Source organism: Streptomyces sp. NPDC046379 (assembly GCF_055587785.1).
In genome coordinates, this window is sequence record NZ_JBVJFP010000002.1 from 180099 (window position 1) to 205566 (window position 25468).

25 protein-coding genes and 2 pseudogenes are annotated in these 25468 nt (G+C 73.3%); 12 read left to right on the plus strand and 15 right to left on the minus strand.

Annotated features, from left to right (window positions below; translation table 11 throughout):
* Positions 1 to 319 precede the first annotated feature (319 nt).
* Together ACZ6KF_RS04795 and argF are read left to right on the plus strand one after the other, a co-directional pair.
* On the plus strand, positions 320 to 1543 hold the full coding sequence (locus ACZ6KF_RS04795) for an arginine deiminase (RefSeq protein ID WP_356636994.1): 1224 nt from the start codon (positions 320 to 322) through the stop codon (positions 1541 to 1543).
* Between the two features lie 145 nt (positions 1544 to 1688).
* Entirely contained in the window at positions 1689 to 2696 is a 1008-nt protein-coding gene (argF, locus tag ACZ6KF_RS04800; RefSeq protein ID WP_356636992.1) for an ornithine carbamoyltransferase, read from the plus strand.
* A gap of 48 nt (positions 2697 to 2744) precedes the next feature.
* Here argF and ACZ6KF_RS04805 read toward each other — a convergent pair whose 3' ends face one another.
* Both ACZ6KF_RS04805 and ACZ6KF_RS04810 read right to left on the minus strand, forming a co-directional pair.
* Positions 2745 to 3227: an ATP-binding protein gene (locus tag ACZ6KF_RS04805; protein ID WP_356636990.1), complete on the minus strand. Its 483-nt coding sequence runs from the start codon at positions 3225 to 3227 to the stop codon at positions 2745 to 2747.
* A gap of 308 nt (positions 3228 to 3535) precedes the next feature.
* A complete protein-coding gene (locus tag ACZ6KF_RS04810; protein WP_469237305.1) occupies positions 3536 to 4348 on the minus strand; it encodes a PaaX family transcriptional regulator in 813 nt (270 codons plus the stop codon).
* A gap of 202 nt (positions 4349 to 4550) precedes the next feature.
* Between ACZ6KF_RS04810 and ACZ6KF_RS04815 the strand changes: the two genes are divergently transcribed.
* Positions 4551 to 4997 carry a DUF6299 family protein gene (locus ACZ6KF_RS04815; protein WP_356636986.1) on the plus strand — a complete coding sequence of 149 codons (447 nt, stop codon included), beginning with the start codon at positions 4551 to 4553 and terminating at the stop codon, positions 4995 to 4997.
* A 148-nt stretch (positions 4998 to 5145) separates the two neighbouring features.
* Here ACZ6KF_RS04815 and ACZ6KF_RS04820 read toward each other — a convergent pair.
* Positions 5146 to 6084 (minus strand): annotated as a pseudogene (locus ACZ6KF_RS04820) (GlxA family transcriptional regulator); the annotation flags it as partial.
* Between the two features lie 89 nt (positions 6085 to 6173).
* On the opposite strand from ACZ6KF_RS04820, the gene ACZ6KF_RS04825 reads away from it, so the two are divergent.
* The 3 genes from ACZ6KF_RS04825 to ACZ6KF_RS04835 all read left to right on the plus strand — a co-directional run bounded on the left by ACZ6KF_RS04825 (position 6174) and on the right by ACZ6KF_RS04835 (position 8142).
* Positions 6174 to 6827 carry an HD domain-containing protein gene (locus tag ACZ6KF_RS04825; RefSeq protein ID WP_469237307.1) on the plus strand — a complete coding sequence of 218 codons (654 nt, stop codon included), beginning with the start codon at positions 6174 to 6176 and terminating at the stop codon, positions 6825 to 6827.
* A gap of 23 nt (positions 6828 to 6850) precedes the next feature.
* Positions 6851 to 7591, plus strand: coding sequence for a DJ-1/PfpI family protein (locus ACZ6KF_RS04830; RefSeq protein ID WP_356636980.1), 741 nt, complete (start codon positions 6851 to 6853; stop codon positions 7589 to 7591).
* Between the two features lie 116 nt (positions 7592 to 7707).
* A complete protein-coding gene (locus tag ACZ6KF_RS04835; RefSeq protein WP_356636978.1) occupies positions 7708 to 8142 on the plus strand; it encodes a VOC family protein in 435 nt (144 codons plus the stop codon).
* Positions 8143 to 8267: 125 nt separating this feature from the next.
* On the opposite strand, the gene ACZ6KF_RS04840 is transcribed toward ACZ6KF_RS04835, so the two are convergent.
* Positions 8268 to 8696, minus strand: coding sequence for a winged helix-turn-helix transcriptional regulator (locus tag ACZ6KF_RS04840; RefSeq protein WP_356636976.1), 429 nt, complete (start codon positions 8694 to 8696; stop codon positions 8268 to 8270).
* 95 nt (positions 8697 to 8791) lie between these two features.
* On the opposite strand from ACZ6KF_RS04840, the gene ACZ6KF_RS04845 reads away from it, so the two are divergent.
* The 3 genes and pseudogenes from ACZ6KF_RS04845 to ACZ6KF_RS04855 all read left to right on the plus strand — a co-directional run bounded on the left by ACZ6KF_RS04845 (position 8792) and on the right by ACZ6KF_RS04855 (position 10698).
* Positions 8792 to 9619, plus strand: coding sequence for a Rossmann-fold NAD(P)-binding domain-containing protein (locus ACZ6KF_RS04845; RefSeq protein ID WP_469175569.1), 828 nt, complete (start codon positions 8792 to 8794; stop codon positions 9617 to 9619).
* A 168-nt stretch (positions 9620 to 9787) separates the two neighbouring features.
* Positions 9788 to 9928, plus strand: a pseudogene (locus ACZ6KF_RS04850) (TetR family transcriptional regulator); the annotation flags it as partial.
* A gap of 17 nt (positions 9929 to 9945) precedes the next feature.
* A complete protein-coding gene (locus ACZ6KF_RS04855; RefSeq protein WP_469158308.1) occupies positions 9946 to 10698 on the plus strand; it encodes a DNA alkylation repair protein in 753 nt (250 codons plus the stop codon).
* 38 nt (positions 10699 to 10736) lie between these two features.
* On the opposite strand, the gene ACZ6KF_RS04860 is transcribed toward ACZ6KF_RS04855, so the two are convergent.
* Positions 10737 to 11189, minus strand: a complete 453-nt coding sequence (locus ACZ6KF_RS04860; RefSeq protein ID WP_356636969.1) for an ATP-binding protein — start codon at positions 11187 to 11189, stop codon at positions 10737 to 10739.
* A gap of 158 nt (positions 11190 to 11347) precedes the next feature.
* Between ACZ6KF_RS04860 and ACZ6KF_RS04865 the strand changes: the two genes are divergently transcribed.
* The 3 genes from ACZ6KF_RS04865 (at position 11348) to ACZ6KF_RS04875 (ending at position 13109) form a co-directional block, all read left to right on the plus strand.
* Positions 11348 to 12235 carry a helix-turn-helix domain-containing protein gene (locus ACZ6KF_RS04865; protein WP_469158307.1) on the plus strand — a complete coding sequence of 296 codons (888 nt, stop codon included), beginning with the start codon at positions 11348 to 11350 and terminating at the stop codon, positions 12233 to 12235.
* Positions 12232 to 12432 carry a DUF397 domain-containing protein gene (locus ACZ6KF_RS04870; RefSeq protein WP_469237310.1) on the plus strand — a complete coding sequence of 67 codons (201 nt, stop codon included), beginning with the start codon at positions 12232 to 12234 and terminating at the stop codon, positions 12430 to 12432. The genes ACZ6KF_RS04865 and ACZ6KF_RS04870 overlap by 4 nt, the downstream gene beginning before the upstream one ends.
* Before the next feature lie 113 nt (positions 12433 to 12545).
* Positions 12546 to 13109 (plus strand): RNA polymerase sigma factor, encoded by a 564-nt coding sequence (locus tag ACZ6KF_RS04875; protein WP_356636963.1) that lies wholly within the window; start codon positions 12546 to 12548, stop codon positions 13107 to 13109.
* Positions 13110 to 13225: 116 nt separating this feature from the next.
* Here ACZ6KF_RS04875 and ACZ6KF_RS04880 read toward each other — a convergent pair whose 3' ends face one another.
* From ACZ6KF_RS04880 to ACZ6KF_RS04925, 10 genes are all read right to left on the minus strand, one after another.
* Positions 13226 to 14584 (minus strand): alkaline phosphatase PhoX, encoded by a 1359-nt coding sequence (locus ACZ6KF_RS04880; RefSeq protein WP_356636961.1) that lies wholly within the window; start codon positions 14582 to 14584, stop codon positions 13226 to 13228.
* A gap of 183 nt (positions 14585 to 14767) precedes the next feature.
* Complete coding sequence (locus ACZ6KF_RS04885; protein WP_356634562.1) at positions 14768 to 15061, minus strand: heavy-metal-associated domain-containing protein; 294 nt, start codon at positions 15059 to 15061, stop codon at positions 14768 to 14770.
* A 169-nt stretch (positions 15062 to 15230) separates the two neighbouring features.
* On the minus strand, positions 15231 to 15776 hold the full coding sequence (locus ACZ6KF_RS04890) for a pyridoxamine 5'-phosphate oxidase family protein (protein WP_356634564.1): 546 nt from the start codon (positions 15774 to 15776) through the stop codon (positions 15231 to 15233).
* Entirely contained in the window at positions 15773 to 16480 is a 708-nt protein-coding gene (locus tag ACZ6KF_RS04895; RefSeq protein ID WP_356634566.1) for a thiaminase II/PqqC family protein, read from the minus strand. Before ACZ6KF_RS04895 ends, ACZ6KF_RS04890 begins: the two co-directional genes overlap by 4 nt.
* The gene (locus ACZ6KF_RS04900; RefSeq protein ID WP_469237312.1) at positions 16470 to 18281 is read right to left on the minus strand and encodes an acyl-CoA dehydrogenase family protein; all 1812 of its coding nucleotides are present in this window, start codon (positions 18279 to 18281) and stop codon (positions 16470 to 16472) included. The genes ACZ6KF_RS04895 and ACZ6KF_RS04900 overlap by 11 nt, the downstream gene beginning before the upstream one ends.
* Positions 18278 to 19336, minus strand: coding sequence for a methyltransferase (locus tag ACZ6KF_RS04905; protein WP_469158302.1), 1059 nt, complete (start codon positions 19334 to 19336; stop codon positions 18278 to 18280). Before ACZ6KF_RS04905 ends, ACZ6KF_RS04900 begins: the two co-directional genes overlap by 4 nt.
* Before the next feature lie 156 nt (positions 19337 to 19492).
* A complete protein-coding gene (locus ACZ6KF_RS04910) occupies positions 19493 to 20245 on the minus strand; it encodes an N-acetyltransferase (protein ID WP_356634572.1) in 753 nt (250 codons plus the stop codon).
* A 112-nt stretch (positions 20246 to 20357) separates the two neighbouring features.
* A complete protein-coding gene (locus ACZ6KF_RS04915) occupies positions 20358 to 21167 on the minus strand; it encodes a leucyl/phenylalanyl-tRNA--protein transferase (protein WP_469237583.1) in 810 nt (269 codons plus the stop codon).
* Positions 21168 to 21180: 13 nt separating this feature from the next.
* Complete coding sequence (locus ACZ6KF_RS04920) at positions 21181 to 24213, minus strand: non-ribosomal peptide synthetase (RefSeq protein ID WP_469237314.1); 3033 nt, start codon at positions 24211 to 24213, stop codon at positions 21181 to 21183.
* A 13-nt stretch (positions 24214 to 24226) separates the two neighbouring features.
* Positions 24227 to 25465: a cytochrome P450 family protein gene (locus tag ACZ6KF_RS04925; protein WP_469237316.1), complete on the minus strand. Its 1239-nt coding sequence runs from the start codon at positions 25463 to 25465 to the stop codon at positions 24227 to 24229.
* Between the last annotated feature and the right edge of the window lie 3 nt (positions 25466 to 25468).

Here is a 25468-nt window from a genome sequence, read left to right on the forward strand (position 1 = left end):
TTTCCTCCTTTTTCTCCCCCCCTCCCTTTTTGTTCTCCCCCCCCCCCCCCCCCCCCCCCCCCCCCCCCCCCCCCCCCCCCCCCCCCCCCCCCCCCCCCCCCCCCCCCCCCCCCCCCCCCCCCCCGCGACCCCACGTGAGGGTTTCCGGAGGGGGCGGGGCGGCGGCGCTCATGACGCGCCCCACCCCGCCCCGACGCACGCGCGCCGCCCCGACACACCCGCCCCCGCCCCCGCCCGCAGGGGCGGCCCCCACCCGCAGGGCGCGCCGTCCCCCCGCCGAAGGAGGATGAACCCGGGCTCGAATGGTCAGGATGGAGGCATGGGATTCCACGTCGACTCCGAGGCCGGGCGGCTGCGCCGCGTCATCCTGCACCGGCCCGATCTCGAACTCAAGCGGCTCACGCCCAGCAACAAGGACGCCCTGCTCTTCGACGACGTGCTGTGGGTGCGCCGGGCGCGCGCCGAGCACGACGGGTTCGCCGACGTGCTGCGCGACCGGGGCGTCGAGGTGCATCTCTTCGGCGACCTGCTCGCGGAGACACTGGAGATCCCGGAGGCCCGCGCCCTCGTCCTGGACCGGGTCTTCGACGAGAAGGAGTACGGCCCCCTCGCCGCCGGCCACCTGCGCGCCGCCTTCGACGGCCTGCCCACGCGGGAGCTGGCCGAGGCGCTGGTCGGCGGCATGACGAAGCGGGAGTTCCTGGAGGGGCACGCGGAGCCGACCTCGGTCCGCTTCCACGTCATGGACCTGGACGACTTCCTGCTGCGCCCGCTCCCGAACCACCTGTTCACCCGCGACACCTCCGCCTGGATCTACGACGGCGTCTCGATCAACGCGATGCGCTGGCCCGCCCGGCAGCGCGAGACCGTGCACTTCGAGGCGATCTACCGGCACCACCCGCTGTTCCGCGCCGAACCGTTCCACCTGTGGTCCGAGGGGCAGGCCGACTACCCGTCGACCATCGAGGGCGGGGACGTGCTCGTCATCGGCAACGGCGCCGTACTGATCGGCATGAGCGAGCGGACCACGCCGCAGGCCGTGGAGATGCTCGCGCACAAGCTGTTCGCCGCCGGCTCCGCGCGGACCATCGTCGCCCTCGACATGCCCAAGCGGCGGGCGCTGATGCACCTGGACACGGTGATGACGATGGTCGACGGCGACGTCTTCACCCAGTACGCGGGCCTCGGCATGCTCCGCTCGTACACCATCGAGCCGGGCGTGGGGGAGAAGGAGCTGAAGGTCACCGACCATCCGCCCGAGCACATGCACCGCGCCATCGCCGCCGCCCTCGGACTGAGCGAGATCCGGGTGCTGACCGCGACCCAGGACGTCCACGCCGCCGAGCGCGAGCAGTGGGACGACGGCTGCAACGTCCTCGCCGTCGAGCCGGGCGTCGTCGTCGCCTACGAGCGCAACGCCACCACCAACACCCACCTGCGCAAGCAGGGCATCGAGGTCATAGAGATCCCGGGCAGCGAGCTGGGGCGGGGCAGGGGCGGCCCGCGGTGCATGAGCTGCCCGGTGGAGCGGGACGCCGTATAACCGCATGGGGCGGTAGGACCCGATACCGACGGTTCCGTTCCTCCGCCTCCATGGACAAACACCACCCGGGCGTATATAAATTCTGAACTTCGTATAGAGTTCCATCCGTCCCGTGACCGTCCCGTCCACCTCTGGAGCGCCCCTCATGGCGACAGTCCCGACCGCCCTCGCCGGCCGCCACTTCCTCAAAGAGCTCGACTTCACACAGGAGGAGTTCCGCGGCCTGGTGGAGCTGGCCGCCGAGCTGAAGGCCGCGAAGAAGGCCGGGACGGAGACCCAGTACCTGCGCGGCCGGAACATCGCGCTGATCTTCGAGAAGACCTCCACGCGCACCCGCTGCGCCTTCGAGGTCGCCGCCGCCGACCAGGGCGCGTCCACCACGTACCTCGACCCCTCCGGCTCGCAGATGGGGCACAAGGAGTCCGTACGGGACACCGCGCGCGTCCTCGGCCGGATGTACGACGCCATCGAGTACCGCGGCGACAGCCAGGCCAACGTCGAGGAACTGGCCGCCCACGCCGGCGTGCCCGTCTACAACGGCCTCACCGACGACTGGCACCCCACCCAGATGCTCGCGGACGTGCTCACGATGACCGAGCACTGCGCCAAGCCGCTCGGCGAGATCGCCTTCGCCTACCTCGGCGACGCCCGCTTCAACATGGGCAACTCCTACCTGGTCACCGGCGCCCTGCTCGGCATGGACGTACGGCTGGTCGCCCCCAAGTCCTACTGGCCCGCGCAGGACGTCGTGGACCGCGCCCGGGCCCTCGCCGAGACCAGCGGGGCCCGCATCACGCTCACCGAGGACGTCGCCGAGGGCGTGGCGGGCGCCGACTTCGTCGCCACGGACGTGTGGGTGTCCATGGGGGAGCCCAAGGAGGTCTGGGACGAGCGGATCGCGGCCCTGGCGCCGTACGCCGTGACCATGGACGTGCTGCGCGCCACCGGCAACCCGGACGTGAAGTTCCTGCACTGCCTGCCCGCCTTCCACGACCTGGGCACCAAGGTCGGGCGCGAGATCCACGAGACCCACGGGCTGGAGTCCCTGGAGGTCACGGACGAGGTCTTCGAGTCGGCCCACTCGGTGGTCTTCGACGAGGCGGAGAACCGGCTGCACACGATCAAGGCGGTGCTGGTCGCGACGCTGGCCTGAACCGCGCCGCGCGGGTGGGGCGACGCGCCGGAGCCCTGCCCGCGTCCGTCACGCCGGGCGGGGCCGCCACTGCCGGGGCACCGCGGCCAGCCGGAACCACACCGCCTTGCCCGACTCGGTGGGGCGGTGGCCGCAGGACGAGCTGAGCGTGCGGATCAGCAGGAGGCCCCGCCCGTGCTCCTGCCAGGGGTCGGGCTCGCCGTCGGCCGGGTGGACCAGCCGGCCGGGCGGCGCCGGGTCGGGGTCGTGCACCTCGACCTTGCAGCCCGTCGGCACCAGCTCCACCACCAGCTCTATCGGGGCGTCGCCGGCGGTGTGCTCGACCGCGTTCGCCACCAGTTCGGCGGTGAGCAGCTCGGCGGTGTCGCTGTCGGCTCCGTGCTCCAGCTCGGCGAGGGCGGTACGGACCAGTGCGCGGGCCACGGGCACGGCCGCGGTGGTGTGCGGCAGCGCTATGCGCCAGGAGGCGGCGCCGGAAGGGCGTTCGTGCAAGGCGGATCCGTTCGTGCTGCAGGTCCCGTGGGCCGGCATCAGGGTGTCCTGCTTTCGATGGCGGAAATGGTACGGCCCCCGCCCCGGAACTCGCACGACGGGCGCCGTCCGGGACCTCCGTCCCGGCGTCGACGGCCTACCCGCACGAACGCCCCGCCGCTCCCCGCCGATCCCGCCGTTACGGGCTTGTGGACGAGCGGTGACACGGTGACCGGACCACACCGGCTGCCCGACTGCGGCGCCCCGGACGGACGGGCCGCCGATGCGGATCACAGCCGGGCGAAGACCGCGTCCCGGCGTGCCGGAACGGCCGGCGGCCCCCGCGGCGTGAGCCGCCGGATGCCGCATCACAGCCCGGCGAACACCGCCCCCGCATCGCGCAGTCGCTCGTGCAGCTCCCGGAACACCTCCGCCGAGCGCCGTCCGGGCCAGTTCGCCGGGAGCAGCCGGTCCGGGAGTCCGGGGTCGGCGTAGGGGAGGTGACGCCAGGAGTCGAGGGCGAGCAGATGGTCCCGGTACGCCTCCTCGGGCGGCCGGTCCTCGCGCCGCCGCCACGCGCGCAGCACGGGCTCGTGCCGGTCGAGGAACGCCTCGTGCCGCTTGGCGATGGCGGCCAGGTCCCACCAGCGGGCGACGGCCTCGACGGTGGCGGCGAAGCCGAGGTGCTCGCCGCGGAACAGGTCGACGTACGGGTCGAGGCGCAGCCGCCGCAGCGTGTGCCGGGTCTCCTCGTACAGCCGCGCCGGGGCTATCCACACGCCCGGCGCCGCCGTGCCGAAGCCGAGACCGGCCAGCCGGGAGCGCAGTACGTGCCGCTTCTGCCGCTCCGACTCCGGCACCGAGAACACCGCGAGCACCCAGCCCTCGTCCCCGGGCGGCGCGGTGGCGTACACCCGCCGGTCGCTGTCCTCCAGCAACTCGCGTGCCTCGGGGGAGAGTTCGTAGCCGGCCGCGCCCCGGTCGGTGCGGGCGGGCACCAGCAGCCCGCGCCGTTTGAGCCGGGACACCGACGAGCGCACCGAGGGCGCGTCCACTCCGACCGCGGCCAGCAGCCGGATCAGCTCCGCCACGGGCACCGGCCCGGGCATCCAACGGCCGTACGCGCCGTAGAGGGTGACGATGAGGGACCGGGGTGTGTGGTGCTCGGACACGTTGATCATCTTAGGTCGCCGGGATCGTCGCTGGTCATGGGGGCTGCGCGGTGGGCGCGGCGGGAACACGCCGGGCCTGGCCGGCCGCCCGGCCGCTTCGTCGCCGACCGGTGGCCGGGGCGGGGACTCGCCACCGTTGGGGTGACGGTCCCGGCGGCGGCCGGGTACGGCAGGTACCTGTGGAATCCCCACACAATAGGAGGTTCCGCTCATGTCACTGCGTACTCTGCTGTCCCGGCGGCCGGCCCTGGCCGCCACGGCGACCGCGGCGCTCGCCCTGCTCGCCGCCGCCCCCGCCGCGCCCGCGTCGGCCGGACCGACCGGCATGGTCACGATCGACCGCCAGGCCCGACTCGCCCCCGACGGCACGGTCGTCCTCTCCGGCACCTACGCCTGCGTCGGCTCCAAGGGCCCGGCGTTCGTGAGCAGTTCGGTGATGCAGGGCTCCGACACCCGCCACTCCGTCGGCGGCACCCGGGCCGTGTGCGACGGCAAGGTCCACCGCTGGCGCAACACCGGCCGCGTCGCCGAGGACGCGGTACGCCCGGGCGCCGCGGGCGTCGAGGCGGCGGTCATGGAGCTGAACTCCGCGAGCGGCCTGCCGCTGCCGCACTTCCACGCCGTGCACGAGCGCGAGGTCCGCCTGGTCGCGCGCTGACGGCCAGGGCGCCGGGCGGCGCGCCGCCGCCCGGTTCCGGGGACTCCGGAACCGGCGGCCCTGGTTCCGCCGGACCCGCCTCGGGCGGCCCTGCTTCCGCCGGACCCAAGGCCGCCGGTCCCGACTCCGCCGTTCCCGCTTCCGGTGGCGCGAACGCCGCGCGGTAGGCGGTGGGTGTGGTCCCCAGAGCCCGGCGGAAGTGCAGCCGCAGGTTGGCGGGGCTGCCCAGGCCGCACCGCTCGGCGACCTGGTCGATGCCGAGGCCGGTGCTCTCCAGCAGCTCCCGCGCCCGGTCGAGCCGGGCCGAGAGCAGCCACCGCAGCGGCGTGGTGCCGGTCTCGGCGACGAAGTGCCGGGCGAAGGTGCGCGGCGCCATGTGGGCCCGCGCCGCCAGTTGAGGCACCGTCAGCTGCTCGTGCAGCCGGGCCAGGGCCCACTCCCGGGTCGGCGCGAGCGTGGAGCCGCCCGCCTCGACGGCCAGGGGCCGCCGGATGTACTGGGCCTGTCCGCCGTCGCGGTGCGGCGCGGAGACGAGGGTGCGCGCCACCTGGTTGGCCGTACGGGCGCCCAGATCGCGGCGGACCAGGTGCAGGCACAGATCGATGCCGGCCGCGACGCCGGCCGAGGTCAGCACCTGGCCCTCGTCCACGTACAGCACCCGCGGGTCGACCGATACGCCCGGATGCCGCGCCGCCAGCTCGTCGGCGTAGAGCCAGTGCGTGGTGGCCCTGCGGCCGTCGAGGACCCCGGCGGCGGCGAGCGCGAACGCGCCGGTGCAGATGGAGACCAGGCGCCGCCCGGCGTCGTGCGCCCCGGCCAGCGCGTCGAGCACCGGTCCCGGGACCTTCCGCAGATGGGGCGCGTACCCCGGCACCACCACGGTGTCCGCCCGCCGCACCGCCTCCAGCCCGGCGGCCACCGTCACCTCGAACCCCGCCGAGGTCGCCACGGGCCGCCCCGAGATCCCGCACAGCGTCACCTCGTACGGCCTTCCCGGCACGGCGATGAACACCTGGGCGGGGATGCCCAGATCGAGGGGCAGGACGCCGTCGAGCACGAGCACCGCCACCCGGTGCGGCGGCCTCATGCCCTCGACTCCCTCTGAGGCAGCTTCCTTCCGCATAACGGCAATTCTGCCACTGTCGGCGACGCGCCTTCCTGCCGAGCATGGAGGCCATGGAACCCATGACGACGGCCGGCGTTCCGCCGATCCCCGAAACACCCCTGGCGCGCAGCGCGTTGAAGCTGGTCCTGGACGCGGAGTCCGCCGCCGCGGCCCACCACAGCGTCCGCACCGCCCTGTTCGCCCGCCTCCTCGCCGACCACCGCGGCGCGCGCCCCGGCCGCGACTACGACCCCGAACTGCTCTTCCTGGCCTGCGTCCTGCACGACCTCGGCCTCACCGAGGCGGGCGACCGCGACCAGCGCTTCGAGGTCGACGGCGCGGACGCGGCGGCGGAGTTCCTCACCGCGCAGGGCCTGCCGGCGGCCGGCGTGGACGCCGTGTGGGAGGCCATCGCCCTGCACACCTCGGTGGGCATCGCCGAGCGCCGCGGCACGCTGTGCGCCCTGGTCCGCGGCGGGATCGGCATGGACTTCGGCGTGGGCACCGAGTTCGTCAGCGACGAGACCGGCGCCGCCGTCCACGCCGCGTACCCCCGGCTGTCCATGGCCACGACGCTCGTCGACGAGGTGGTCGCCCAGGCCCGGCGCCGCCCCCGGAAGGCCCCGCCCTACTCCCTCGCCGCCGAACTGCTCCGGGAACGCTCGACCCCTCCGCACGTCACCCGCCTGGAGACCATGACCGACGCCGCCCGCTGGGGCAACTGACCGAGCGAAGGAGAACCGCCCGCATGAACCGCCGCACCCTCCTGACCGCCACGGCCGCGACGGCCGCAGCCGGCGCCACGGCCCTGGGCGCCCGCACGGCCGCCGCCGCCGAATCGACCGCCCCCACCGGCCCGCTCCGCGTCCACGTGGTCCTGTTCGACGGCGTGGAGGAACTCGATCTGGCCGCGCCCTACGAGGTGCTGTCCGCCTCCGACTACTTCACCGACCGGCGGGTCGAGGTCGACTACGTCATCCTGGACGGCCCCCGCACCGTCACGGCCGCCTACGGCACCAGGCTCCGCGCCGACCGCCGCTGGGCCCCCGCCGAGGCGGACCTCCTCGTCGTGCCCGGCGGCGGATACGCGCGCCGCGACGACCCCGGCGTCTGGGCCGAGATCCGCCGCGGCGACCTGCCGCGCGCCCTCGCCGAGGCGGCGGCCCGCCCGGACCTGACCGTCGCCGCCCTGTGCACCGGCGTGATGCTGCTCTCCGCCGCCGGCGTGACCCGCGGCCGTCCCTGCACCACCCACCACCGGGCGCGCGCCGACCTCGAACGCGAGGGCGGCGTCCTGAAGAACGCCCGCGTCGTGGACGACGGCGACCTGGTGACCGCGGGCGGGGTCACCTCCGGACTCGACCTCGCCCTGTGGCTCGTACGCCGCGAACTGGGCGCGGACGCGGCCGTCGGCCTGGAGCAGATGCTGGAGTACGAGGCCCGCGGCACGGTGTGGACGGCGGGGGAGGGGGCGCGTTCCGGCCGGTGAAAACGGGTCGACGCGGCGGACGGGCGGCGTCTACGATCCACGGCGCGGCGTCGCGTGTCGGTCACCGGCCGGGTGAGGCATGGAGGCGCCGCGGATGCCCATGGAGGCATTGACCAGTGTCGGTCGAGTTCAACCACACCATCGTTCTCACCCCTGACCGGGAGAAGTCCGCCCGTTTCCTCGCCGGGATCCTCGGCCTGGAGGTCGGCGAGCCGGCCGGGATGTTCCTGCCGGTGACGACCGCCAACGGCGTCACGCTCGACTTCGCGACCGTCGACGTCGACATCCCCGTACAGCACTACGCGTTCCTCGTCTCGGAGGAGGAGTTCGACGCGATTCTCGCCCGGCTCGTCGCGGGCCGGGTCCCCGTCCAGGCCGATCCGCACGGCAGGCGCCCGGGCCGGATCAACCGCAACGACGGCGGCCGGGGCGTGTACTTCACGGACCCCGCCGGACACGGCCTGGAGGTCATCACCCGCCCGTACGGCAGCGATCCGGGCTCCGCGTGGAACGGGGTGACGGAGGAGGTGCCGGGGGCGGTGGGCGGCTGAGCGGGGCGCCCGGCCACGTCCCCGGGACGGCTCCGGCCGGCCGTGCGGTCGCCACCTGTCGTGTGGCCCCGCCGGTCGACCGGCGTCTCCGCCGCCGAAACGCCGGCCGCGTCGGTCGACCGGCGTCACCGGATGTCGTGCCCCGGGTGGTTCCGGTCGTACTCCCGCCGCGCCTCGGCGATGAGCGGGCGGTGGGCGAGGGACCAGTCCGCGAGGGCCTTGACCAGGTGGGTCAGACCCGTCCCGGTCGGGGTCAGGCGGTAGTCGACCTGGGCCGGGACGGTCGGGTACACCGTGCGCAGGACCAGGCCGTCGCGTTCGAGTCTGCGCACCGTGAGGGTGAGCATGCGCTGGGAGATGCCGTCGATCGCGCGCTGCAGTTCCCGGAACCGGCGTGGGCCGCCCGCGAGTTCGACGATCACGAGGACCGACCACTTGTCGCCGATGCGGTCCAGGACGTCGCGGATCCCGCAGTCCGGATGCTCCTTGCGCCCGCAGGGTTCGAGGTCGGCGGCTGAGACCTCGGGGGTTACCTCCGTGTGCGTGGGTGACATGGAACTGCCTCCTTGTGGCCGGTGCCCGGGCGGATGAGGATCACCGGAGCCCAGCCTAGTTACCGATGAGAACCACGACGGGAGACCGTGACCCCATGATCCTGGTGACCGGAGCCAACGGAAACCTCGGCGCGGCGGCGCTCGCCGCGCTGCACGCCCGCGGGGTCGCCGCACGCGGCGGCAGCCGCACCCCCGGCGACGGAATGCGGCGCCTCGACTTCGACGACCCCGCCGGTCTCGACCTCGCGGGCGTGTCCACCCTGCTGCTGGTCTCCGCCGGTTACGCCGAGGACGACCGGGTCGTGGCCCGGCACGCGGCCGTGCTCGACGCCGCCGCCCGGGACGGCGTACGGCACGTCGTCTACACGAGCCTGACCGGCGCCGGCGACCACCTCGCCTTCGCGGCGGCGCACCGGGTGACCGAGCGGCTCGTCCGCGCCGGGGACTTCGCCTGGACGATCCTGCGCAACGGGCTGTACGCCGAACTCTTCGGCGGCCTGCTGACCTGGGCCGGCGACGGGCTGGAGTCGGCGTTCGGCGACGGCGCCCTGGCCGCGGTCGCCCGCGCGGACCTCGCCGAGGCCGCGGCGGTCGTCGCGGCCGACCCCGCGGCACACAGCGGGCGCACCTACGACCTCACCGGCCCGCCGATCACGGCAGCACAGGTCGCCGGCCGGCTCGGCGTGCCGCACCGCGTGATCGGGCTCGGCGAGTACCGGCGCCGGCTCCTGGAGGAGACGCCGGGCCTGCTGCCCTTCCAGCCCCCCATGCTGGCGTCCATCGCGACGGGCATCCGGCACGGCTTCCTCGGCGGCGCCGGCCCGGACCTCGCCCGCCTGCTCGGCCGTCCGCCGCGCGACTGCCTGGCCACGGCGGTGGCGGCGGCGTCCGCGACGCGGCCGGCCCAGTCGGTCGTCGGCTGACCGGGCGGGCCGACCCGGACGACCGGCCGTGCCGACCGGGCGGCCCCTCGGCGGCAGCCGGGCGACCGTCGCACCTCCGTCTGCCACGATGGGAGTGGAACGGCGTTCGGGAACGGGTTTCCGAAGACAGGTTCGAGAACGACGGGTCGGCACGGAGGGAGCGGCGCGGTGAGCGGCGGCGGTGACGAAGGCGCGGGGCGCGTGGTCCGGGGCAGGCGGGCGGACGGGCGGCGCCGTCAGGAGGCGCTGCTCGACGCGGCGGCCGCGGTCTTCGAGGAGTCGGGTGGGAAGGCCCCGGTGCGTGACATCGAGCAAGGGCCGACGCCGTGACGGACGGTGTCGGGGAGGCCGCCGGCCGGCTCCTCGCACTGCTCGCCGCCGAGGCCGACCCCGCCTTCGCCGAGCGCGTGCGGCGGTACTTCCCGAACGGCGTCGCCGCGCTCGGCGTCCCGAACGCCGCCGTGGCCGCCCTCGCCCACGCCCACGTCCGCGAGCGGCCGGACGTGCCCGCGGCGACGCGGCTCCTGCTGGCCGAGGAGGTGCTGTCCCGGGCGACGCACCACGAGGAGGTCCTCCTGGCCTTCGCCCTGCTGCACAAGTCCGCCAGACGCGACCTGGGGCCCGAACTCCTCGACCGCAGCCTCGACTGGCTCGAACACCGCGTCTCCAACTGGGCCCAGTGCGACGACCTCTGCCTGAAACTGCTCTACCCCTTCTTCCTCGGCCACCTCGACCTGATCCCGCGGACCCGGCCGTGGACCCGCTCCCCCTCCCCGTGGGCCCGGCGCGCCGCCAACGTGGCGGTGGTGAAGTTCGTACGGCGCACGGTGGGCGCGACGACCTTCGAGCTGCCGCTCTCCCACGTCTTCGACAACTGCGTCCGGCTCCTGCACGACGACGACGCGTACGTGCAGAAGAGCGTCGGCTGGCTGCTGAAGGTCGCCGGGCGGGTCCACCCGGAGGAGGTGGCGGCGTTCCTGGGGGAGTGGAAGGGCGAGATGCGGCGCGAGACCTTCCGGTACGCGACGGAGAAGACGAAGGACGGTCCTCCGGAGAACGCCGCTCGCCCTCATGCGTGACCGAACTCGACGAACCGCGTCGTCTCCCGGGCGGACGGTCACCCCCGCACCGGCGTCGTCAGCACCGCCCGGACGGTCTTGCCGCTGGGCGGGTAGGGCAGCGTCTGCCAGTGGTCGGCCAGCGCGGCGACGAGCGCGAGGCCGCGCCCGCCGGTGTCCAGCGACCCGTCCGGCGCCGCCCCCGCGGGACGGCCCTGCGGCCACCTGTCCCCCCGCGCGTCGGTGACCTCGACGCACAGCCGACCGCCCGACGCCTCGAACGCCAGCGACAGCCGGAAGCTGCGCCCCGACACGCTGCCGTGCAGTACGGCGTTGGCGGCCAGCTCCGCCACGACGCCCTCGGCACGCTCCGTGAGGTCCTGCGGGGCGTCCCAGGACCGCAGTTGGCTCACCGCGAGCAGCCGGGCGAGCCGCGCGCCGCGCCGCGTGGACGACAGCAGCTGCGTGAAGGTGAGGGGGGAGGCCGTGACGTGGGGAGTTGCGTGGTTCATGACGCCAGGGTGGCGTCCGTGAAGGCCCTCGTGCGAGCCCCGGACCCCGTACGCGCAGTCAGCGTACGGGCACAGTGAGTGGACAGTACGGGTCGCGCGCCGTCACGCTGTGTGCCGAACGCCCTGCGGGCCCGAGCGGCCGGAGAGAGGAGCGACGGATGGACATCGTCGAGACGGAGGCGGCCACGGACGCGGACACCGACGCGGACGCCGCGACGACTCCGGCGGGGGAGCGGGAACCCCATCCCTCGGACAGTCTGCGCACCTTCGGCGCGGTCGTCCAGGCGTTACGCGAGTACAAGGGGCTCAGCCGCACGGCCTTCGCCGGCCTCGTCCAGTACTCCCGGCACACCGTCGAATCCGTCGAGCTGGGCCGCCGCATGCCCGACGAGGCGTTCATCGAGCGCGCGGAGGAGGCGACCGGCAACACCGGGGCGCTGCGCAAGGCCGCCAACCACATCAGCCGGGGGGAGGCGGGGCTGGCGGCCTGGTTCCGGCGGTGGGCCCGGCTGGAGCGGCAGGCGGTGAGTCTGTGCACCTACGAATGCCGGTTGGTGCCGGGGCTGTTGCAGTCGGAGGCGTATGCGCGGGCGGTGTTCGACAACAGCATCCCGCTGCTGACCGACAAGCAGACGGAAGCGCAGCTCACGGCGCGAATGGAACGGCAACGGATGATGTGGGAGCGGCCGACCGTGCCGTTCAGCTTCATCGTCGAGGAGTCGGTGTTCCGGCGCAGGCTGGGTGGGGTGGAGGTGCACGCGAGCCTGCTGGAGCATGTGCTTGCGCTCACCGCTCCGCGCAACGTGACGCTCCAGCTGGTGCCGCTGGAGTTGGAGTTCCACGGGTGCCTGGATGGGCCGGTCCGGATCTTGGAGACCCCTGCGGGACGTCGGCTCGGTTACTCCGAGGGGCAGCAGAACGGACGGCTAATCTCCGACCCGAAAGAGATGAGCTTGCTCTGCCGCCGCTATGAAACACTGCGCTCGCAGGCCCTGAACCCCAAGGAATCCAGGGACCTGTTGGAGCGAATGCGAGGAGAGCTATGAGTAGCGGTACGACAGAACTCGCCTGGTTCAAGTCGAGCTACAGCGGCACCCAGGGCGACGACTGCGTGGAGATCGCCGTCGCCCAAGAAGCCGTTCACGTACGGGACTCCAAGGACCTCGCCCGCACGCCCTTCGCCGTGGGCCGTGAGGGCTGGGCTCCCTTCGTACGGTTCGTGTCGGACGTCTCGAACGGGTAAGCGTTGGCCGAGCCCTCTGTGACGAACCCGTGCGTCCACGCGCAGAACACATGGGGCGGCGTACGGGCGCGGCAGGGGGCCCGCGGGCCGCGCAACCGGACCGAGAGGCAGGCGTGGCGGCGAACCAGCACAGGGCAGGGCAGCTTCGCGAGCCGGGCGACGCACGGCTCACCGCCGCCCTGGCCCGCGCGAGACAGGGGGACGAGAGGGCCTTCCAGGCCCTCTACCGGCAGTTGCACCCGGCGCTGGCCCGCTACCTGACCACCCGGCTGGGCGACGAGACGGCAGCCGCGGCGGCGGCCTCGGCCGTGTGGCGGGACATCGCGAACGGGGTGTTCGGCTTCCGGGGCGACGGCACCGACCTCCGTGTCTGGGCCGTGTCCCTCGCCCGCCGCCGCATCCCCGACCGGCCGCGGCCGGCCCCCGCCCCGGACCGGGCGGGCCTCGCCGACGACGTCCAGCACGTGCTGTCGGCGCTGCCGCCGGACCTGGCGGACGCCCTGCTGCTGCGCGTCGCCGTCGGTCTGGACGACGCGGCGGCGGCACGCGTCCTCGACACCACGGCCCCGTCCGTGCGGTCGACGGCGCACCACGCCCTGCGGCTCGTGGACAGCTGTCTCGCCTCCCGTCCGTTCCCCGACGCGCCCCGGGAGCAGTGGGCCTGCTCATGGTGCTGACGCCGGCGGCCTTGGACGGCGTCGCGGGAGCGCGTCGAGGCCACCGGCGCACCGGACCCGGTGACGGCGGGCCGGGCGTACGGAGCCTCGACGCGTCCCTCGTTCCGCGCCCGGGGCTACAGGGCGCCCCGGCGCCAGGGCCCGGTGATCGCGAAGGTGATGCCCGGGGTCTGGATGTTCACGAACAGCCAGTTGCCGTTCTTCGGTTCGAACACCGAGCCGGCCCACTCCGAGCCCCGGTGGTCGGCCGCGGGGACGTCCTTGCCGGCGGTTCCGCCGCGCAGGTCCGCGTTGTTGGCGGCGAAGCGGAAGATCTCGCCGTCGGTGGTCAGTCCGTGGACGTACTCGGTCCCGCCGCCGTCCTCGCAGAGCACCAGGCCGCCGCGCGGGCTGACGCACATGTTGTCGGGAGCGTTGAGCACCTCGGCGCCGGGCGAGGCGAACAGCACCCGGAACTCGTCGGTGGCCGGGTCGAGTTCGAAGACCTGGCCCTGACGGGCGGGACCGCCGTCGGTCGTGATCACGTAGATGCGGTCGTTGCCGTACCAGGCGCCCTCCAGGCGGCTGAACACCGCGGCGCCGTTCGCCTGCGCCTGGTACCGGACCGTGTCCGTGGCCGGGTCGACGTCCTCCACGGGCACCCAGGAGACGGTGCCGTACGCCTTCTCGCCGTCGAGGCGGGTGTCGTACGCCGCGCCGCCGATGCGCAGGGCCTCCAGCCGGCCGCCCTTGGACAGGTCCCCCGCGACGGCCGGAACGAAGCGGTACAGGCACGCGTCGCCGCGGTCCTCCGTCTCGTAGACGTAACCCGTCGCCGGGTCGACGGCGACCGCCTCGTGGTTGAACCGGCCCATGGCCTTGTAGGGCTCGGGATTGCCCTTGCCCTCGGAGGCCACCTCGAAAATGTAGCCGTGGCGCTTGCCGGCGGTCGTGGAGAAGGTCTCCTCGCAGGTCAGCCAGGTGTTCCAGGGGGTGGGACCGCCGGCGCAGTTGCGCAGGGTGCCGCCGAGGCTGCCGTAGGACTCCAGCCACTGGCCGGCGTCCGGGTCGAAGACCAGGGTGGTGGTGCCGCCGCCGGCCTCCGGGTTGTAGGCGGGGGCGGTGAAGGCGGGACCGGCGCCGCGTTCGTGGTTGCGCACGAGGTGGACCCGGTCGCCGTAGCGGAAGGCCGCCATGCCGTCGTGCGCGCCCGGGGTGCGCACGCCGTCGTCCATGAGGTCGTTGGTCCAGCCGTACGAGATGTACTCGAAGCCGCGCGGCAGGTGCAGCAGTTCCAGACCGGTCGCCTGGTCCTTCACCGGGCTCAGCGGGCCGTACCCGGAGTCGAAGGGGAACTTGGCCGGCTCGGCGGCCGCCGTGCGCGCGGCGAGGGCCTGGAAGGGAACGGACGCGGCAGCGACCGCCGCGGCGCCGCGCAGCAGGGAGCGTCGTTCGAAACCGGGACCGGTCGGTGTGCCTGCGGACGTGCCTGACATGGGAGTCCTCTCGATGCAACGGACCGGGGGGCGGCGACCGTCACCCTAGGAGGAAACCCTTGTTCCGTTTCCCAACGGGAAGTGAGCGTTGGGAGAACCTCTGCCGGACATGGCCGGAAAGCGCCGGCTCCCGGCCCGCGCGGGTGTGCGGGCCGGGAGCCGGCGCAACGGTCGTGGACGGTCTCAGGCCGTGCCGACGAGTTCGTATCCCGCCTCGTCGACGGCGGCGCGGACGGCCGCTTCGTCGAGCGGGGCGGCGGAGACGACCGTCACCTGGCCGGTGGCGGCGACCGCCTTCACCGAGGACACGCCGTCGATGGCGGAGATCTCCTCGGAGACCGCGCCCTCGCAGTGGCCGCACGTCATGCCGGACACCTTGTAGACGGTGGTCACCTCACCCGCCGTGGCCTCGGAGGCCGCACCGGAGCAGGAACCGTCGGTGGAGCAGCAGGAGCCGGAGCTCTTCTCGTCGGTCATGGTTCACCTCGGATGTCGATGTGTTGATACGGAAGTCCACGGCACGCCGCATGAGGTGGCCGATCACCGGTCACCGATCGCCGGGACCGGTGTACCGGCATACCCCCTGGGGGTAGGCTATATACCCCCGCCCCGTATGTTCAAGTCGGATCCCGCATCCCCGGGCCGGCTACCGCGCCTCGGCAGGGGCGAGCCGTCTCAGATCGGCCGGCGGCACCTCCATCCGGCGGTCGATCCTGTCGCGTTCCCAGTTCCGGGTGTCGATCAGCCACCACTCCTCCACCACGACGAGGTAGAGCCGGTGGGGCTCCGGAGGGCACAGCTGCGACCGCCGGAGACTGAACCGGGCGCGTTCGTCGGGGTCGGGGAACACGGCCCGGTAGAAGTCCGCGTAGTACTCGTCCAGCTCGCCCGCCGGGATCTCGCCGCACGTCCCGGTGAACTGGGCGCCGTCGACCGCCCCGATGTCCAGACCGGGAGTGCCCGGCGCCATGAACAGCGCTCCGCCGACGTGCGGATTCGACGCGACGTTCCGCCCGTGCCGGGACAGCGCCGCCGAGCCGAACACGAACCGCAGCGGGTCGGCCAGCCAGGCGTACTCCAGCGTGGCGATCCACGGCCGGCCCTCCGCGGACACCGTGGCCAGGTTCAGGTAACGCGCCTCGCGCAGAAGACGACGCGTTCTGCCGAGTGGTGTGCCGTCGGTCGTCGTCATCGGCCGTCCTTCGTCGTCCGTGAGTGATCGGCGCCTCCCCGTCCGGGCACGACGTCCTCGGCGAGGGTGCGCCAGAAGGCGAGTTCGTAGGCGTGCACCATCCACGCCGTCCGGACGGCCTCGCCGGGGTCGTCCCCCTCGGCCAGACCGGTCCGCAGCGTTCTCGCCGCCTGGTCCAGCAGTTCCGCAGGCGTGTCGGCGAAGAACCGGAAGTGCCCGACGGCCTGCTCGTCGAACCCGTACCGCTTGCTCAGCGCGTCGGCCACCCGCATGTACTGCTCACCCGACTCGGCCGCGTTGGCGAGCAGGGCGAGAGCGATACCGCTGCGGGTGCCGTGGAGGGCGGTCCGGGTCAGATGGGCGGGGTACGCCTGGGCGAGCGGCCGTGGCTCGTACACTGCCAGGTCCGCCCCGTCCATCCCGAGCGCGGACGCGAAGTCGAGCAGCAGTCGCAGGGCCTGCGACTCGCCCTGGGCCATGGTCAGGAACAGGTCGCCGGCGGGAGCCGAGGGAAAACGCGACGCGAGCAGGGCGAAGCTGCGCAGGTCGCTCTCCACCAGGTGGTACAGCTCGCCTGCCAGCGCGCGCAGATGGTCGTGCGGCACCTCACCCGCCTCCAGCAGGGCGATGAAGCGGTTCGGCACCCGCTGCTCGTCCATCCGCAGCCGTGCCGCCCTGAGGACGGCGCCGGTCTCATCGTCCATCGTGTGCTCCCTCGCACTCGGCCGGGTCGGGTGATGCGCCGCCGCCCGTGGCCGTGCGGCGGCGCAGATTCGGGCCGGTCGCCGGGCCGGGCTTCGGCTCGGCGATCCAGGGGCCCTCGATGGAGGGGTCGACGACACCCTCCTCCAGCCAGGTGAAGTCGTCGGCCAGGACCGCGCGGGCGACGGTCCGGTCGTGGTCGTCGGTGTTGGCGGCCGACCGGGCGAACAACTCCGCGACTCTGAGCCGGGCCTGCCGGCAGAACGCGTCGGCCAGCCGGACGGGCGTGTCGCCGGCGCCGGCGAGGGCGACGGCGTAGGCACAGGCCGCGCTCATCGCGTACAGCTCGGCGCCGATGTCGACGAGCCGGCCCAGGTGGCGCTGGTGCGCGGAGAGCTCCTGATCGGGACGGCGGGCGAACGCGGCGAAGTCTCCCGCGATCCTCCCGGCCGCCTCCTCGGCGAAGAGCAGGTGCCCGGCGAGGACGTCACCGCCGCCGGGGACGCCGGCCCGGGATTCCGGGGCCCCGTCGTGCTCCGCGCCGGCCACCGCGCGGTGGTGGGTGAGGACGGCATCCGCGATGAAGCTCCGGAGAGCCTCCGTCGACCCGTCGAAGATGCGCCCGATGCGCAGGTCGCGCAGCAGTCGCTCGACCGGTACTCCGCGTTCGCCGCGCGCCGCGGCCGACTCCGCGGTCTCGTACCCGCGGCCGCCGCGCAGCTGCAGGAGCTCGTCGGCGATCAGCCACGTGTGCTCCGAGGCGAAGAGCTTGGCCAGTTCGGCTTCGAGGGCGGTGTCGGCGCCGCGGTCGGCACGGCTCGCGGTCAGCTCGACCATCGCCTCCAGGGCGAAGGCGGTGGCCGCGATGCGGGCCAGCTTTCCGGCGACCGCGTCGTGCTCGCCGATCGGCCGCCCCCACTGCACGCGGACCCCGGCCCACTCACGGGCGATCCGCAGGCTCCATTTGGCGGCGGCGGCACAGACGGCGGGCAGCGAGAGCCGCCCGGTCTCCTGCGCCGCGAGGGCGATGTCCAGGCCCTCGCCCTCGTCGCCGATGCGGTTCGCCGCCGGGACCACGACGTCGTGCAGCCGGATCACGCCGTTCTCCAGGCCGCGCAGCCCCAGGAAGGAACTGCGATGCTCCACCGACACCCCGGGGGTGTCGGCCTCGACCACGAACACCGTCATGCCCCCGGCGCGGCCCTCGGCGGGGGGCACCATGGCCATCACCACCAGCAGGTCCGCGATGGTGCCGTTGGTGGTCCACAGCTTCACGCCGCTGAGCGTGTACGAGGCGCCGGCCCGGTCGGGGACGGCGGTGGTGTGCATCCGGAACGGGTCATTGCCGATGTCGGGCTCGGTCAGGGCGAACGCGGAGATCTCCTGTGCGCACCGCGGCAGGAAGGAGCGCTTCTGCTCCTCGGTGCCGAACAGCAGGAGCGGCTGCGGCAGACCGATGGCCTGATGGGCGGCCAGCAACTCGCCGAGCGCCGAGTGCGTGCTGTTGACGATCATCAGGGCGCGGAGATAGCACCGCCCCGACAACCCGAGTCCGCCGTACTCCCGGGGGATCCTGATGGCGAACGCGCCGAGCGACCCGAGACCCTGGATCACCTGGTCGGGGATGCGGTCCTCGCGTTCGATCAGGTGGCTGTCGACCTCGGTCTCGCAGAACTCCCGCAGCGCGCGCAGAAATCGCTCGTCCGCTTCCCCGAGGCGCCTCGGATCGCCGGGAGGCGGGGTGAGGAGGCCGGGGCGGAGCCGTCCGAGGAACAGCTCCGCACCGAAGGCGGACGCCGTCACCGGGCTGCCGAGGGCGTGGCCTCGATCATGGACAGCGGCCCGGCCGCGCCGAACCGCACGGACCGCACCGTGAAGCCGGTCTCCGACAGCATCGCCCGGAACTCGGACTCGGTCCGCTCCCGGCCGCCGGCCATGACCATCATGTTCACGTCGGTGAAGTACGCGATCGACTGGTCCGCGGAGGGGGTCTCGGGCAGGACCGTCCCCACGATCAGCAAGGTCGCGGTGTCGGGGATCCGGCTCCGGCAGGAGCGCAGCAGGGCCAGCGCGTCCTCGTCGTTCCAGTCCTGGAAGACGCTCTTGACGATGTAGAGATCGCCGTCACCCGGGATGTCCTGGAAGAAGTCGCCCGGCCGCACCTCGCACCGGTCGGCGACGCCGGCCTTGCTCAGCACCGCCGGGGCGTCGGCCACCCCGTTCGGGCTGTCGAAGACGGTGCCGCGCAGGTGGGGGTGGGCGGTGAGGACGGCCGCGAGCAGCGTTCCGTCACCGCCGCCGAGGTCCACCACCTTGGTGACGCCGCAGAAGTCGTAGGCGGCGGCGACCCGTGCGGCCGCGATCCGCGACTCCTCGCCCATCGCCTCGTGGAACAGGGCGCTGAACTCGGTGTCCGCGGCCAGGGCGGTGTAGAAGTCGGAGCCCTCGGCCTCGCCGAAGGCCGGCTCGCCGGTGGCGACGGCCCGGCCCAGGCCCTGCCACGCGGTGAACCACATCGGGCTGCAGAAGACCCGGGTGAAGGAGCGCAGGGAATCGGGGTGGTCGGAGCGCAGCTGGGCCCCCACCTCGGTCAGACCGAAGCGGGCGGGCTCGGGCTCCGTGGTGACCCCGACCGCCGCGAGCAGGCGCAGCACCCGGCGCAGCGACGGCTCGTGCGCCCCCGTCTCGGCGGCCAGTTCGTCGCTGCCTCGCACCCCGTCCTTGATCAGGTCGGCTATGCCGAGATCGGCCACCACCCCGAGGGCGTGCGCGGTCATGTAGCCGCCGATCCGCTCGATCAGGGCGCCGCGCAGCCGGATGCGCTCGGTGGTGTCCTGGTCCGGTCCACTGATGCTCATGGTGTTCGTCCTTCTCATTCGGTCGGTACGGAACAGGTTGAACAGGTTGTGGAGCAGTGCGGTGAGCCACTCGGCCACGGCCGACGGCCGACGCAGGGCGGCCGACGCAGGGCGGGCGGGGGCCGGGAGCCGGCCCGGGAAGCGGAGCAGGCGTCCTCAGAGGCGGTGGCGGACCCAGACGTTGGGCTCGATGTAGACGGCGTGGTCCTGCTCCACGTCGGCCACCACCGGGGTCAGCGCGCCGGGCACCTCGACGGGGCCGTCGGCGGCGAACGGCAGCCCCGTCCACTTGCGCCATTGCGCCAGGCTTCCGGAGATGGTCATGGAGGCGGGGCAGACCTTGAGGATCTCGCCGCCGCTGCGCACGTGGACGCGCAGCCAGGGGTCCTCCGGCAGCCCGTCCGGGCGGGTCCGGGCGGCGTAGGCGGCCATGGTCAGCCGCGGAGCGGTGTGCTTGAGGCTGGGGCGGACCGGAGCGACGAGATCGCCGAAGCCCTGGCCCCGCGCATGGTCCTTCAGCGCGTCGAGGGTGCGGCCCGAGAGGTTGCGCAGCTGGAGGCCGGGCACCACGGCGATCTCCAGGGCGCACAGCGCGTTGAGCCGGTGACCGCTGTAGGTGTCGGTCATGCACTGGCGCAGCGCCTCGTCCCAGCCGGTGTCGGGCAGGCTGTCGGTTCGGCCGTCCCAGCTCAGCGGCGCGCTCGCCGCGCGGGCGACGACCGTCTCCGTCTCGTCCAGCACCACGAGCTGGTGCCCGGCGTGGCGCTCGAAGATCCAGTGGACCAGGGTCGGATCGGGGCGTATGTAGGCCGGCCAGGTCGACTCCATCGTCAGCATGGCCGTCTCCAGGTCGGGGCGTTCGGCGAGACTCGCGACGTGCAGTCCCGTTCCGGCGGTGCTCTGAACCATGGCGGGTCTCCGGTGTGTGGTCGTGTGGTCGTGTGGTCCCGGTCCTGTCGGTCCGTTCTCCATCGGTCGTCGGTCCGTCGTCGGTCCGTCGTCGGTCCGTCTCGGTCCGTCGTCAGTCCGTCGCCGGTCCGTCGTCGGTCCCTCGTCGGTCCGTCAGCAGTCGGACCGGCCTGCGCCCGGTGCGCAGCGGCGTCGGCCGGTGGGGGGTACGGAGGAGTTCCAGGTACCGGGCGCGGGGGACGGGCCGGGCCCCGAGCAGCCTGGCGTGGTCGCTGTCGCGCTGGACGTCGACCGCGACGCCGCCCACCTCCCCGAAGCGGCGCGTCAGCTCGGCGACGGCGGCCTTGCCGGCGCCGCTGCGCAGGGTGAACTGCGAATCGGCGCTGAAGACGGCGCCGATCCGCATGCCGAACACCCCGCCGATCAGCTCGCCCCCGTCCCAGACCTCGACGCTGTGGGCGTAGCCGCACTCGTGCAGCCGGGTCAGGCTCGCCAGCAGTTCGTCGGTCAGCCAGTGCTCGGAGCGCCCCTCGCGGCACTGGGCGGCCACCCGCTCGAAGCAGACGTCGACCGTGGTCGTCCAGTCGACGCCGCGCAACTGCCGCCGGAGGCTGCGCTGGAGATGGGCCCGGGCGACGGAGATGACCGGGCGGGGGTCGGGCGAGCACCAGGCGATGCCGTACGGATCCCGGCCGCTCGTCCGCAGCGCGATCCGTCCGGCGGCCACGTCGGACTCGTAGGTGAGTTCGTTGAGCAGCCGGTGCTCGATGGTGGTGGCGGGGAACGGGTAGAGCCCTTGCCGGTACGCGTCCAGCAGGCTGCGCGGGCTGAGGTCACCGCCGAACGCGACCGGGCCCTCGGCGGGCGCGGTGGTCGGATCCAGGCGTCCCCATGCGGACCGGGGCCGCACCGGGCTTCGCATCAGCACGTGGGCCTCACAGGAAGTCGACGGTGGTCAGGTAGCCGATGTAGCGGTCGAGCATCTCGGTGTCCACCGGAGGGATCTCGATGCCGCTGTCCTCGAGCGCCGCCTCCACGTTGTCCCGGGAGAAGACGGGGAACGTGGTCTCCAGGTACATCTCCGCCACGCTCATCTCGCCGGTGGAGCAGCGGTCGATGAACAGGGGAGCGAACGGCGTCATGGGGTGGCCGGGCTGCTCGACCGCGATCTCGGCGATCCGTTCCACCCATTCGTCCCACGGGACCTCACGCACCTTGTGGCCATGGGCCCGCAGCCGTTCGGCGAGCACGGAGACGTTCGCCTTGCCCGGGTTGGTGAGGTGGTAGACCTCCCCCCGCGGCAGCCGTGACGCGGCGATGTGCGCCACGGCCGCGGCGAAGCAGTCCACCGGCGTGTAGTCCAGGGGCAGTTCGGCGACGGGGGACAGGCCGGTGTCCACGATGAACTTCTTCATCGCGCACATCTCCGTCGACGTGTTCCAGGCGCCGGTCCGCCGGTCGCCGGAGATGTCGGCGGCCCGGTAGACCGCCACCGGAAGTCCCTGGCGGGCGGCCTCCAGCAGCAGGGCCTCCGCGACCCACTTGCTCTCGACGTAGCCCACCGACAGGTGATCGGCGTGTGCCGCCGGAGTGGATTCGCTCACCTGCCGCACCCCGGCGGTCCCGAAGCCCGAGACCACCGCCATGGTGGAGGTGTAGTGGACCGGGGCGTTGCGGTAGCGCGCGGCCATGCGGATGATCTCGCGCGTTCCCTCGACGTTGGCCGCCCGCATGTGCGCGTACGGATAGATGAAGTTGACGAGCCCGCCGGGGTGGTGGATGACGTCGACGATCCGGGCCAGCCCGTCGAACTCGTCCTCCGTCAGACCGAGACGGGGCTCGGCGAGATCGCCCGGGACGGCGCGGATCCGGCCCTGCGCGCGGTAGCGCTCCAGGTCGTCCTGGAAGTAGTGGGCGGCGTTCGCCTGCACACGCGCCATCGCGGCGTCCCGGTCGCCCGCCCGCACCAGGCAGTGCACGGTGGCGTCGGTGGTGGTCAGGAACTCCCGGAGCAGATAGACCCCGAGGAAACCGGTGGCCCCGGTCAGGAGGATGTGGGCCGGCTTCTCCCACGAGGCGGCTTCGACGGGGGTGCGCCGGATGGGCACGCCCAGTTCGGACTCGGCGGCGAAGTCCACGGGCCGGGCGTCCTCGGCGAGCATGCCCGCCCTCGCCGATTCGACGGCGGCGGCGAAGCTGCGCAACGTCGCGTCGTCGAGCAGCAGCCGGATCAGCGGGCGGATCTGGGTGATCAGGATGCCCAGCGACTCGCGCAGCCGGGCGAGCAGCTGGGCCGCCTTCAGGGAATCGCCGCCCAGGCCGAAGAAGTTGTCGTGCGGCTCGAGGTGGTCCACGTCCAGGACCTGACGCCAGATTCCGGCGACCACCCGTTCGACCAGCCCGGCGCTCCGGTCCGGTCGGCCGTCGGCTGCCGGTGCGGCGTGAGCCGTGGAGAGGTCCGGTTCGGGCAGCGCCTGGAGATCGACCTTGCCGTTGCTCGTCATCGGCATGCCGGGCAGCTGGACGAAGGCCGAGGGGATCATGTGGCCGGGCAGCCGGCCCGCGAGGAACGCCCGCAGCTCACCGGCGGTGGGCGGGCGGCCGTCCTGCGCGGGGGCCGCGGTGAAGTACGCGGCGATCCTCGTCTCCGCGCCCCGGGCCCACGGCACCACGGCCGTGTCCACGACCAGTTCGTGGGCCGAGAGGGCCGCCTCGATCTCGGCCGGCTCGACGCGGAACCCACGGACCTTGAGCTGCCGGTCGGCCCGCCCGGTGACCTCCAGGTCGCCCGCGGGTGTCCAGCCGCCGATGTCGCCGGTGCGGTACATCCGGGTGCCGGGCCGGTCCGCGTGGGGATCGGGCAGGAACCTGGACCGGTCCGCCGTGTCCCCGAGGTAGCCGTGCGCGACGCCGGCGCCGGATATGTAGATCTCGCCCTGCCGGCCGGGCGGCACGGGCTGGAGATCGTCGTCGAGTACGTGGACCGTGGTGCCCGGCAGCGGGCGGCCGACCGGCGCGGGGCCCTGGGCGGGCAGCGACTGAGGGGTCACCTCCATGGTGCACGAGGTGATGGTGGTCTCGGTCAGGCCGTAGGCGTTGACGAGGCGTGAGCCGGGCATCAGACGCAGCGCCGTCCGGCAGTCCTCGGCGTACACGGCGCTTCCGCCCACGATGGTCAGGCGTACCGCCAGGTCGGCCGGCGCCCGACCGAGCTCGGACAGGAAGGCCCGCCAGTAGGAAGGGGTCAGGTCCATCACGGTGACCCCGTAAGCCGCGAGGCGGTCCGCGAGGTCGCTCGGCGCCCAGAGATGGTCGGGGAGGACGAGGGTCGCACCGTTCAGCAGCGTCACCAGGATCTGCTCGACGGAGGTGTCGAACGAGACGGCCGCGAACTGCAGGACACGGTCGGCGGGACCGATCCCGTACCGCGCGTTGATCTCGTCGCACAACCGGGCGAGGGAGGCGTGGTCGACCCGCACGCCCTTGGGGACGCCGGTCGAGCCCGAGGTGTAGATGACGTAGGCGCCGTCCGTGCCGTCGACCGCGGTCCGCGAGGCAGTGGCCGGGGCGTCGTCCGCCGGCAGCTCGTCGACGGCGACGGCGGTCACCGGCAGGCCGGCGAAGAGCTCCACGGCGCCGCGGCGGGTGAGCACCGCCGCGCAGCCGGCCTCCTCGACATACCGTGCCACGCGCCGGCCGGGCAGATCGGGCTCCACCGGCAGGTACGCCGCCCCGGCCTTCAGCGTGGCGAGGAACGAGACGATCAGGTCGATCGAACGCTCCAGGTGCACCATGACGACGGAGCCGCGTCGTACGCCCCGCCGGCTCAGCACGTGGGCCAGCCGGTCGGCCCGCCGGTCGAGGTCCCCGTAGGTGATCCGCCGCTCGCCCTGGACGACGGCGACGGCGTCGGGGTGTCCGGCCGCGACGGCGGCGAAGCGTTCGTGGACCAAAGACGTTGCGCGCATCCCCCTGCCCCCTCTACCGCGACCGGTGGTGCAGGAGGACGGGCAGGGAGGCGACGCCGTTGCCGATGAAGGTGTGCTCGGGCTCGACCTCGTCCGGGGCGACGGCGAGTTGCATCTCGGGAAAGCGCTCGAACAGGGCCGACAGGGCGACTCTCGCCTCCAGGAGCGCCAGCCGCGAACCGGGGCAGAAGTGGGGGCCGAGCCCGAACGCGACGTGGTCCTTGTTCTCGCGGCCGACGTCGAAGACGTCCGGCTTCTCGTGGACGCCGGGGTCACGGCCGTGCGCCCCGTAGCAGATGAGGATGGCGTCGCCGGCCCGGATGACCACGCCCTCCCCGAGGTCGATGTCCTCCGTGGCCCACCGCATCGGCAGATGCATGACGGGGCAGTGCACGCGCAGCGACTCCTCGATGGCCTCGTCCCAGCGCTCGGGCGAGTCCTGCACCAGGCGCAACTGGTCGGGGTTCGCGAGCAGTTCGCGCACCGTGTGGTCGATGAGGTTGATGGTGGTGCCGCTGCCCCCGCCGATCATCAGCAGCAGGGTGGCGATCAGCTCGTCCTCGGTCAGGGGGGCGCTGCCCTCTTCCCGGGCGGCGATGAGGAAGCTGGTGAGGTCGTCGCCCGGCTCGCGGCGCCTGGCGTCGATCAGCGCGTGCATCGCGGCGACCAGGCCGTTGCTGATGGCGACGGATTCCTCCTCGCTCGCCACATCCGTCTCCCCGACGGCGCGGAACAGGCGCAGCAGCTCGGGACGCTGCTCGTCCGGGACGCCGAAGACGTCGCAGATCGTCTCGGTCGGCACCCGGTAGGAGAAGGCGGAGTGCAGGTCGACCGGCTCGTCGGCCGGAAGGGCCTCGATGTCGTCGAGGAGATGCGCGACGAGCGCTTCGATCTGGGGCCGCAGGGCGGCCACGCGACGGGGACTGAGGGCGGGTGTGATCAGCCGTCGGAGCCGGGCGTGCTCCTTGCCGTCCGCGGTGGCCATGTGGTCGATGTCCACCCACGGCGACAGCCACGCGACCGAGCCCGGCTCGTACCCGGGAACGGTGCCCTTGAGGTCCCGGGAGACGCCGGGATGCGTCAGCAGCGACTTGACGACGTCCCCGCGGCTCACCGACCAGGCGGCGACCCCCTCGGGCAGCTGCACGGGGACGGCCGGTCCCATGTCCCTGAGTCGGTCCACCTGGTCGTACATGCAGCGGCCGCCGGAACTGTCGAGGGCCACGGTGGGCGTGGTGCTGAAAGCGATCACGTC

Bases quoted from the DNA above. Each gene is read 5' to 3' on its own strand.
- ACZ6KF_RS04890 (WP_356634564.1), bottom strand. From the start codon at position 15,776: ATGACGACGACCGACGGCACACCACTCGGCAGAACGCGTCGTCTTCTG.
- ACZ6KF_RS04840 (WP_356636976.1), bottom strand. From the start codon at position 8,696: ATGTCACCCACGCACACGGAGGTAACCCCCGAGGTCTCAGCCGCCGAC.
- ACZ6KF_RS04815 (WP_356636986.1), top strand. From the start codon at position 4,551: ATGTCACTGCGTACTCTGCTGTCCCGGCGGCCGGCCCTGGCCGCCACG.
- ACZ6KF_RS04910 (WP_356634572.1), bottom strand. From the start codon at position 20,245: ATGGTTCAGAGCACCGCCGGAACGGGACTGCACGTCGCGAGTCTCGCC.
- ACZ6KF_RS04845 (WP_469175569.1), top strand. From the start codon at position 8,792: ATGATCCTGGTGACCGGAGCCAACGGAAACCTCGGCGCGGCGGCGCTC.
- ACZ6KF_RS04860 (WP_356636969.1), bottom strand. From the start codon at position 11,189: ATGAACCACGCAACTCCCCACGTCACGGCCTCCCCCCTCACCTTCACG.
- ACZ6KF_RS04830 (WP_356636980.1), top strand. From the start codon at position 6,851: ATGAACCGCCGCACCCTCCTGACCGCCACGGCCGCGACGGCCGCAGCC.
- ACZ6KF_RS04810 (WP_469237305.1), bottom strand. From the start codon at position 4,348: ATGATCAACGTGTCCGAGCACCACACACCCCGGTCCCTCATCGTCACC.
- ACZ6KF_RS04885 (WP_356634562.1), bottom strand. From the start codon at position 15,061: ATGACCGACGAGAAGAGCTCCGGCTCCTGCTGCTCCACCGACGGTTCC.
- ACZ6KF_RS04895 (WP_356634566.1), bottom strand. From the start codon at position 16,480: ATGGACGATGAGACCGGCGCCGTCCTCAGGGCGGCACGGCTGCGGATG.
- ACZ6KF_RS04920 (WP_469237314.1), bottom strand. From the start codon at position 24,213: ATGCGCGCAACGTCTTTGGTCCACGAACGCTTCGCCGCCGTCGCGGCC.
- ACZ6KF_RS04795 (WP_356636994.1), top strand. From the start codon at position 320: ATGGGATTCCACGTCGACTCCGAGGCCGGGCGGCTGCGCCGCGTCATC.
- argF (WP_356636992.1), top strand. From the start codon at position 1,689: ATGGCGACAGTCCCGACCGCCCTCGCCGGCCGCCACTTCCTCAAAGAG.
- ACZ6KF_RS04880 (WP_356636961.1), bottom strand. From the start codon at position 14,584: ATGTCAGGCACGTCCGCAGGCACACCGACCGGTCCCGGTTTCGAACGA.
- ACZ6KF_RS04825 (WP_469237307.1), top strand. From the start codon at position 6,174: ATGGAACCCATGACGACGGCCGGCGTTCCGCCGATCCCCGAAACACCC.
- ACZ6KF_RS04870 (WP_469237310.1), top strand. From the start codon at position 12,232: ATGAGTAGCGGTACGACAGAACTCGCCTGGTTCAAGTCGAGCTACAGC.
- ACZ6KF_RS04805 (WP_356636990.1), bottom strand. From the start codon at position 3,227: ATGCCGGCCCACGGGACCTGCAGCACGAACGGATCCGCCTTGCACGAA.
- ACZ6KF_RS04915 (WP_469237583.1), bottom strand. From the start codon at position 21,167: ATGCGAAGCCCGGTGCGGCCCCGGTCCGCATGGGGACGCCTGGATCCG.
- ACZ6KF_RS04905 (WP_469158302.1), bottom strand. From the start codon at position 19,336: ATGAGCATCAGTGGACCGGACCAGGACACCACCGAGCGCATCCGGCTG.
- ACZ6KF_RS04865 (WP_469158307.1), top strand. From the start codon at position 11,348: ATGGACATCGTCGAGACGGAGGCGGCCACGGACGCGGACACCGACGCG.